The organism is Micromonospora sp. NPDC047707 (assembly GCF_040704235.1).
Taxonomy (GTDB): domain Bacteria; phylum Actinomycetota; class Actinomycetes; order Mycobacteriales; family Micromonosporaceae; genus Micromonospora.
The window spans coordinates 86,833-95,056 of the sequence record NZ_JBEYSU010000023.1; the positions used below are offsets into that span (position 1 = coordinate 86,833).

Genomic DNA, 8,224 nt, shown 5'->3' on the forward strand with positions numbered 1-8,224 from the left:
CCCAGGTCGCTAGACTTGGCGCTCGCGCCCTCGTAGCTCAGGGGATAGAGCATCGGTTTCCTACCCGACGCTCCGTCGGTGTCCGCAGGCCGATGACCTGCGGCTTCCCAATCGTCCCCCGTTGCGTGCCGGTCGCTTCGCGGGCTCGCCGCGATCGCTTGCCGAAGATCAGCTGGAACGTTGTGGGTCCTGCGGGTGCAGGCCTAACGTTTGCCGCGAGTCGGGAGCCGAGTCATCCTTCTTCCTCATCGAGCAGTTCGCGGCGCCATTCGGCGAATCGGCTTCGGAGATTGTCCAGCGCTCGGCCGGTGACGCCGTACTGGGCGAAGTCATCCGATCGAGCTGGGTGGCTTGTCCGAGGGCGTCGGCGAAGATTCGCGGTTCGAAGCCACGGTCGGCGCGCTGCGCGAGGGTGAGGAGGGCGTCGCGGGTGTAGCGGCCGGATCGGAGGGTGGCGTCGATGTCGATGAAGTTCGGGCGAACGCTCGCCCGTAGAGGGCGCTCATCTTGTTCGCGACCGCGTCGTCGGGGTGCAGGACCGGTCCGATGGCCATGAGGATCGGTTCGTTGGCGCGCCAGTCCACGCCGAGTTCGACCTTGGAAACCCGGCTACCGTCGGTGACGGCCAGCCGGGCGAAGGTGTCGTACTGGCGCTCGGTTTCGACGGTGAGGCCGTCGTCTCGGTAGGCGTGTACGACGGCGGTGACCGCGGCGGTGAACTCGTCGCGGCGGTCCCAGGCGGTGAACAGGTCGACGTCCTCGCTGGGCCGCTCGAGAAGTCCGGCGGCCTGGACTGCGTAGCCGCCGGCCAGGGCGAAGCCGTATCGATCGGCCGCCGCGAGTCCGGTACGGGCGAGGCGTTCGTGGAAGGGGTCCACCGCTATGCCGCATCGCTGCGGGTGGCGGCGAGTTCGGGGAAGGCGTCCTCCCAGCGCTGGCGGAGCTGGGGTGGCAGCCAGAGGGTGGGCCAGAGCCGCCGGAGGAGTTCGGCGTCGAGCCAGGCGTTGAGATCTTCGACCGTGCTGGCTTCGGTGAGCACCACCTTGTACATGCTGGCCAGGCGTGCGGCCCGGCTCAGGTCGTACTCGGCGTGCCCGGACCAGTCGAGATGACGCGGAAGCGTCACCGTGCCGTCGGTCGGGCCGTGCATTGCGGCGAGGGTTTCGGCGATCACGTATGGCTTCCGGTCGCCGTAGGGCCGGTAGTCCGCCGGCGGTCGGGGTGATGTCCTGCGCCGGCTGATGTTGGTCGCCCGCCGAACCTCCGGTCGTAGCGCCTGACGGATCGTCTCCCGGCTGTATCCGGTGACCCGCTGCAGATCCACCGGCCGCCACCCGGCCGCGTGAAACGCCCGCAGCTGCTCGTCCCGCTCGGTCAACGCGGCCGCCCTCGTCGCCTCGTACCGGGAGACAACCGCGTGCAGCTCGTCCTCGGAAAACCGGCCCACACCCTTAGCCTACTACGCTAGGCCCAGCACGCTTGGCGTCTGGTCGTATCTCGTGACCGGCGGCAACCAGTCGTGGTGATCGCGATCGGATGCACTCATGTTCTCGTGAACCCGAGTGCCCGATATCCGGGCATACGGCGTGGGAGCGAGGCGGCGAGGATGGGTGAGGCCGGGTCGTGGTAGTCGTGGACCTCGGCGAGGTCCTTGCCGGGCGCGGCGCGGATGACGCGGCCGGCGCATTGGACGAGTAGGCCGTCGTAGGAGATCGGGCCGGCGAGGAAGAGGGTGTCGAGGGCGGGGGCGTCGAAGCCTTCACCGATGAACGGTGTGGTGCCGATGACGAGCAGGCCGTCGCCGGTCTTGGCGCCGTCGAGCCCGTCAACGACGGTCCGCCGTTCGCTGGTGCTCATCGTTCCTTGCAGCACGAGTGCCTGGTGTCCGCGTGCGGCGAGCAGAGCGGTGAGTGCCCCGACCTGGGCGACCCGTCGGGTCAGGACGAGACAGTTGCGACCGCGGGTCAGGGCTACGGCGACATCGTCGGCGATCTGGGTGTTGCGGGGCTCGTCGAGGGCCAGTCGCCGGTGTACCTCGGCGAGCGCGCCGGGCGCGTCCAGGTCGACGTCGCCGGGCTGGAATGTGGTCTCGTGGATGAACAGCGCTCGACGGGGTCCGGCGTCGGCGTGCATCGCTGCGGCGAGGGTGCCTTGTTCCTCGTCGGTCAGGGTGTGCCGGACGGGTCCGAGTTGCCAGGTGACGAGTTGGCCGAGGCCGTCGCGTCGTGTAGGTGTGGCGGTGAGGCCAAGCCAGAACTGCGCGGCGATCCGTTTGACCGAGTGCTCGTACGCGGCGGCGCCGAGGTGGTGGCATTCGTCGACGATGACGTGCCCGTACCCCTGGGTCAGGATGGCGACGTCGTCGCGCCGCGCGAGGGAGGGCAGCAGCGCGATGTCCACCGTGCCCGTGAGCTTGCGTCGGCCGCCGCCGAGTTGCCCCGGCCTCAATCCGAGGAACTGTTGGATGCGGGTGCGCCACTGGTCGGCGAGGGCTTTGCGGTCGACGAGGACGAGGGTGGAGGTGTTGCGTTCGGCGATCACGGCGCAGGCCATGACGGTCTTGCCGGAGCCCGGTGGGGCGACCAGGATCCCGTCGTCGTGGGCGAGAAGCGCGCCGACCGCGTTGGCCTGCCTGCTGGTGAGTTCGGCGGTGAACGCGGCGTCGATCTCGGTCCCGGGGTTTCGTGCGTCCGTGATTGCCAGCCGGGATCCGGCGCGCTCGACGATCGTGGTGATGGTGTGCCGCAGGCCCCGCGGGAGGACCAAGCGGTCATCGAGGGTGAGGTCGTAGCCCTGGATGAAGCGTGGGGTGTCCCAGGTGGACTTGCGGAGTCGCTGCAGCTCGTAGAACTTCGGGTTGGCCATGGCGGCGGCGTGTTTGAACGTCGCCAGTGCGGCGGGGGTGAGCTGTCTGGCGTCGATGCTCAGCCCGGCGCCTACCTCCGCGTGGACCACCGGAGGGAGCGGAGGGTGGACCTGGGTCGCGGCGGACCGGCTCATCGTGGCGACGTCGGCACCGGTGGCGGCTTGCTTGGCCTGCCGGGCAATCCGTTCGGCGTCGCCGGGGCTGAGCCGGTCCAGCGTCGACAGGAACGCCCACTGGTCCGCGTGCGGCTCGAGGGTGCCGAGGTCGAGAAACGTGGTCAGTCCGTCCTTGCGGCGGCGTCCCTGTAGCGGTGCGGCGATGAGGTTGCCGAAGCCACCCTCGGGCAGGACGTCCTGGTTGGGGAAGAGACGGTCGTACGAGCGCAGGTCCATCGACCCGCGCAGCACCATCGCCTCACGCAGCAGGACCGTGCCGACGGCGCGCGCGGTGGCCGCGGGAACAGCGCCGGCGAAGAAGACCCATACGTGGGCGCCGCGGCCTGACTGGGAGATCTCCAACGCGGCGGGCACCGCGCTGGCTCGTGCCGCCTTCACGTAGGCGAGGGCGTCGAGCATCGCCGTCGGCCCGTCGAAGTCGGCCACGACGAAGTGGCAGGTGTTGCCGGGCATCAGCGGGTACAGGCCCATGAACACGTCGCCGACGAGATGCGCCGCGACGACCTCCGTCGTGCGGGGCAGGTAGGTGGCACCGCGCCGGTCCATACCCTTACGCCAGCCTCCGGCGACCGCAGGCATCCACCCGGCAGCACCGGTACGGGCGTTCTCCCACCGCACGGCGTACACGTCGACCCGGGCCCGGAACCGGTCGGCGAACAGCACCAGCTTGTCCTGCGCCGGCGAAGCCATGGTGACCAGCCCTGGCGGCTCAACCGGCGCGGACAACTGCTCCGGCGCCGCCGTCGTGTCCTGGCCGCGCAGCTCCAGCAGACGCGCCAGCCGGGCGTTCTCCGCCCGTAACCGCTCCACCTCCCGCCGAAGATCGACGAACTCGGCCACCGAACCCATGCCGACCATCCTCGCGCATCAGGCTCCGAACACCTCGACACCGGTCCGCTATCCTCCGCCGATGGCATCGAAGGGAAACGCCGCGCTGGAGGCGATGATCGAGGAAGCCACCGTCGACGCGTACGGAGACGACGAACAGCTCACCGGCCTGTTCACCATGATTGAGGAGCACCTGGCGGTGCCGTTCACCACCACCGTCATCGGCGTCGAGGTCACCGTGCGGAAGATCGACCTGACCGCCGACAGCATCGTCGCGGTCTGCGCCCGAGGCCGCCACCGGCAGAGGATCGACCTGCTCGACCTGCCGCTACCCACCCCTACGCCGGACGGCGCCGCGTGGATCGAGGCCTACCGGCACTGGGCCGGAAGGTAGGCCCCCGTGAGCGAGTACCAGTACTACGAATTCACCGCCGTCGACCGGCCCCTCACCAGCCGGGAGCAGGCCGAACTGCGGTCGCTGTCCACCCGGGCCGACATCACCGCCACCAGCCTCGTCAACACCTACGAGTGGGGCAACTTCAAGGGCGACCCACGCACGCTGATGGAACGGTACTTCGACGCACACCTGTACCTGGCCAACTGGGGCACCCACCAGCTCATGCTGCGGCTACCGAAAAACGTGCTCGACCCCGCCACCGTCGCCCGGTACTGCCAGAGTGACAGCGCGTCCGCCTGGACCGCCGGCAAACACGTCATCATCGACCTCCACGACGAGGACGAGGACGGCACCGACGAGTGGGACCTCGACGGCCACGGCCTGCTCGCCTCCATCATCCCGGTCCGGGCCGGCCTCGCCGCCGGCGACCTGCGCCTGCTCTACCTGGCCTGGCTCCGCTGCGTACAGTCCGAGGAGATCGCCGACGACGAGCCCGAACCGCCCGTCCCAGCCGGACTGGGTACCCTCGACGCGGCCCTCACCGCCGTAGCCGAGTTCCTGCGCCTCGACCCCGACCTGATCGCGGCCGCAGCGGCCGGGTCGGCGCCGGCCGCCTCCGGTGAACCGACCGCCGCGCAACTACGCACCTGGGTCGTCGGGCTGCCCGCCCCAGACAAGGACGCCATCCTGACCGACCTGATCACCGGCGGCGACAGCCACCTACGCAGCCGACTGCTGCGCCGCTACCGCGACGCACACCCCACCGACGCGTCCACCCCGACGGCCGCCCGCACCGCCGGAGAACTACTCGCCACCGCCGCGGACCTGCGCGCCGAGAGGGAACGACGGGACGCCGAGCAGCGCGAACGCGACCGGACTCGCCGCGAACGGTCCGCCGCAGCAGCCCGGCAACGACACCTCGACACCCTCGCAGTCGACCAACCCGCCGCCTGGCAGCGGGTCGACGAACTCATCGCCACAAAGAAACCCCGCGAGTACGACACCGCCGTACAACTCCTCGTCGACCTGCACGACCTCGGCGAACGCGACGGAGACAGCTCATCGTTCCGACACCGGCTGGCCGAGCTACGGGCGGTGCACGCCCGCAAGCCCAGCCTGCTCGAACGCCTCAACCTCGCAGGCCTCGACACCTGACCGCACGGTTCGCCGCCCTACATCAGCCGCCGTATATCACCGCCAAGCAGTACCCGGATCAGGGGTTGAGGTCGGCCCACTGCGCCTGCGTCAGCAGGCCCTCATGCTCCAGCCGGTGGGCGATCTTGGCCTTCGTGGCCGCATCCAGCGTCTCGGGTAGATCCTCGAACGAGGCGGGCAGAACATCCAGCAGGGAAAAGATCTGCTGGCCGTCTCGCACCGTCAAAAGCAGCATGCACCGCCAGTGCGGCGAAGACTCAGGCCGGTGCCCCAACCGGTGCACCAGTACCGGCCACAGATAGTGCACCGCTGCTGGATCGGCGAACTCCGCCAACCACCCTGCCCCGTGAATTGCGGTTCAGTCCGCAATGAATCGCCTCGGTGTCGAGCCGGATCAACTCTGACGTGTCGACTGCCTTGATCGTCCGGGGAACACCTGAGCTCACAGCGAGAGTTTCCCATGCGAGAACGAGCCGCCCGACACGCCGATCCCGGCCCGCCCGCCCGCGGACCGGCCAGGACAAAGGTCAACCTGACCGGCAAGCCTAGGACCCATCAGGAGATCGTCAGGCAATTGCTCACCCGCTCCGCCGAACGCCGGCACGCGTCGGCCTCGTGCTGATCCAGCCTCCGAAGTCCGCGGACGATCTCCCTGAGGCCCGTCGCCTGCCCGGCTGCACGCTTCCACGCCCGGGAGCGGGCAGCCTGTCGACGCCGCGTGGAACCTTCGGCCGGCGTTGACACGCGGGCTCGCACATCGTGTCCGTGGTGCCGGCCGGCAACGGCGACAGGCTGACGCTGCCGTGCCCGCGGGGCCGGGAGTGGGGATGGCTGTGTGTGTTCCGCCGTGATCGTGGCTGAGCCTCGAGGTGCCACCCACTTCTCGCTCCGCGGGCGCGCCGGGTTGAACGGGCGCGGCACCAACAGCCGTAGACCCTGATGCCCGGGAGCGGTGGGTATGGCTGCGTGTGTTTCGTCGAGATCGCTTGGCTCACGGTAGGAGATGCCACCCGCCGCTTCGTCGTCTGCGAGATTCGGTAGACCGCTGATGGAGACCCGCGACCCTGATCGCATTGGTAGAAGGTACCGGCAAACCCGAACCCACAGACGACGGGCCGACCGAGAAACCCGATCAAGTGAAGGAGCGCGAGGGTGGCGAAGCTGTGGATCGGCGTGGACATCGGCAAGACCCACCACCACATGGCCGTCGTCGACGGCGACGGCCGCTTGGTCTACTCCCGCCGGGTCGCCAACGACGAGACCGCACTGCTCACGGTCATGGCGGAGGTGTCGACGTATGGCCGGCCGGTGTGCTGGGCCGTGGATGTCACCACCGGCCTGTCGGCGCTGCTGCTGACCCGGCTGTGGCGGCGGCAGGTCCAGGTCCGCTACGTCTCCGGCACCGTCGCGTTCCACATGGCCGCCGCGTTCGCCGGGGAGAACAAGACCGACGCCCGCGACGCGGTCGTCATCGCCCAGACCATCCGCATGCGCCCCGACATCCCGATCCTGGAACCCTCCGACCGGCTCCTGGCCGAGCTCACCGTGCTCACCGGCTACCGCGCAGATCTCGTCGGGCAGCGCGTCGCGACCCTGTTCAGGTTGCAGGAACTCCTCACCGGGATCAGCCCCGCCCTCGAACGGGCCGTGGATCTGAACCGGAAGGCCCCGATGATGGTCCTGGCGTGTTGGCAGACGCCGGCGGCGATCCGGCACGCCGGTGTCGATCGGATCACCGCCCTCCTCCGTCGCGGGCATGTCAAGAACGCCGTCCAGGTCGCCGAGGCCCTTGTTGCGGCTGCCCGGCAGCAGACCGTGAACCTGCCTGGCCAACGTGCCGCTGCCGTGGTCGTCGGGCAGATGGCCACCGAGATCCTCGCCCTCGAACAACGCATCGCCGCCGTCGACGACCTCATCGCCGAACAGCTCGACCAGCACGCCCTCGCGCCGATCATCGGGAGCCTGCCCGGCATGGGCCCCCTGCTCACCGCCGAACTGCTGGTGCACACCGCCGGCATGACCGAGTACGACAGCCCCACTAAACTCGCGGCTCATGCCGGCCTGGCGCCGGTTTCCCGCGACTCAGGAACAATCTCCGGGAACCATCGGCAGCCTCGCCGCTACCACCGACGACTGCGGCACATTCTGTGGATGGCCGCGTTCACCGCCGCCAGGGAATGCCCCACCTCCCGCGCCTACTATGAGAAGAAGCGCGCCGAAGGAAAGAACCACCGGCAAGCCATCCTCGCCCTCGCCCGACGACGCGTCGATGTCCTCTGGGCACTCATCCGCGACCGCAAAACCTTCAGCCGACCGGCAGTAACCGCCCGCGCCGCAGCCTGAAACGGCCCGCTCTCCGCCGACGCGACCCCATCGGGTCGGCAGCTTCACCCTGCCCGACAAGATCACCCGGAGTCATATGGAGACTCCTAACCCGACGCTCCGCTTGTGTCCGCAGGCTGTCTGACCTGCGAGTTCTTGTCATCGACCTCTGTGTGCCGCTCGCTTCGGGGCCTTGCTGCGATCGCTTGCCGAAGATCAGCTGGAACGTTGGGTCCTGCATGTGCAGGCTTATCGCTGCGGCGAGTCGGGAGCGGAGTCATCTTCGGCGGGTTGCTCCTCGCCGAGCAGTTCACGGCGCCATCCGGTGAATCGGCTACGGAGATTGTCCAGCGCTCGGCCGGCGACGCCGTACTGGGCGAAGTCATCAGGGGGTCGAGCAAAGTGGCTTGTCCGAGAGCGTCGGCGAAGACGCGCCGGTCGAAACCACGGTCGGCGCGCTGCGCGAGGGTGAGGAGGGCT

At 69.1% G+C, this 8,224-nt stretch carries 6 protein-coding genes and 2 pseudogenes; 3 read left to right on the forward strand and 5 right to left on the reverse strand.

From position 1 onward, the window contains the following. Nucleotides 1–232 precede the first annotated feature (232 nt). The 3 genes and pseudogenes from AB0873_RS22525 to AB0873_RS22535 all read right to left on the reverse strand — a co-directional run bounded on the left by AB0873_RS22525 (nt 233) and on the right by AB0873_RS22535 (nt 3,891). Nucleotides 233–878, reverse strand: a pseudogene (locus AB0873_RS22525) (nucleotidyl transferase AbiEii/AbiGii toxin family protein). Nucleotides 879–880: 2 nt separating this feature from the next. Continuing rightward, nucleotides 881–1,447 (reverse strand): hypothetical protein, encoded by a 567-nt coding sequence (locus tag AB0873_RS22530; RefSeq protein WP_366601902.1) that lies wholly within the window; start codon nt 1,445–1,447, stop codon nt 881–883. A gap of 95 nt (nt 1,448–1,542) precedes the next feature. Next, nucleotides 1,543–3,891 carry a DEAD/DEAH box helicase family protein gene (locus AB0873_RS22535; RefSeq protein ID WP_366601904.1) on the reverse strand — a complete coding sequence of 783 codons (2,349 nt, stop codon included), beginning with the start codon at nt 3,889–3,891 and terminating at the stop codon, nt 1,543–1,545. 61 nt (nt 3,892–3,952) lie between these two features. On the opposite strand from AB0873_RS22535, the gene AB0873_RS22540 reads away from it, so the two are divergent. Beyond that, nucleotides 3,953–4,264 (forward strand): hypothetical protein, encoded by a 312-nt coding sequence (locus AB0873_RS22540; protein ID WP_196255783.1) that lies wholly within the window; start codon nt 3,953–3,955, stop codon nt 4,262–4,264. 6 nt (nt 4,265–4,270) lie between these two features. Next, a complete protein-coding gene (locus AB0873_RS22545; RefSeq protein ID WP_366601906.1) occupies nt 4,271–5,422 on the forward strand; it encodes a hypothetical protein in 1,152 nt (383 codons plus the stop codon). Nucleotides 5,423–5,480: 58 nt separating this feature from the next. Here the strand turns inward: AB0873_RS22545 and AB0873_RS22550 are convergent, their stop codons facing one another. After that, complete coding sequence (locus tag AB0873_RS22550; RefSeq protein ID WP_366601908.1) at nt 5,481–5,756, reverse strand: hypothetical protein; 276 nt, start codon at nt 5,754–5,756, stop codon at nt 5,481–5,483. 818 nt (nt 5,757–6,574) lie between these two features. Between AB0873_RS22550 and AB0873_RS22555 the strand changes: the two genes are divergently transcribed. After that, the gene (locus AB0873_RS22555; protein WP_366601910.1) at nt 6,575–7,765 is read left to right on the forward strand and encodes an IS110 family transposase; all 1,191 of its coding nucleotides are present in this window, start codon (nt 6,575–6,577) and stop codon (nt 7,763–7,765) included. Between the two features lie 228 nt (nt 7,766–7,993). On the opposite strand, the pseudogene AB0873_RS22560 reads toward AB0873_RS22555, so the two are convergent. Then, nucleotides 7,994–8,224 (reverse strand): annotated as a pseudogene (locus AB0873_RS22560) (hypothetical protein); the annotation flags it as partial.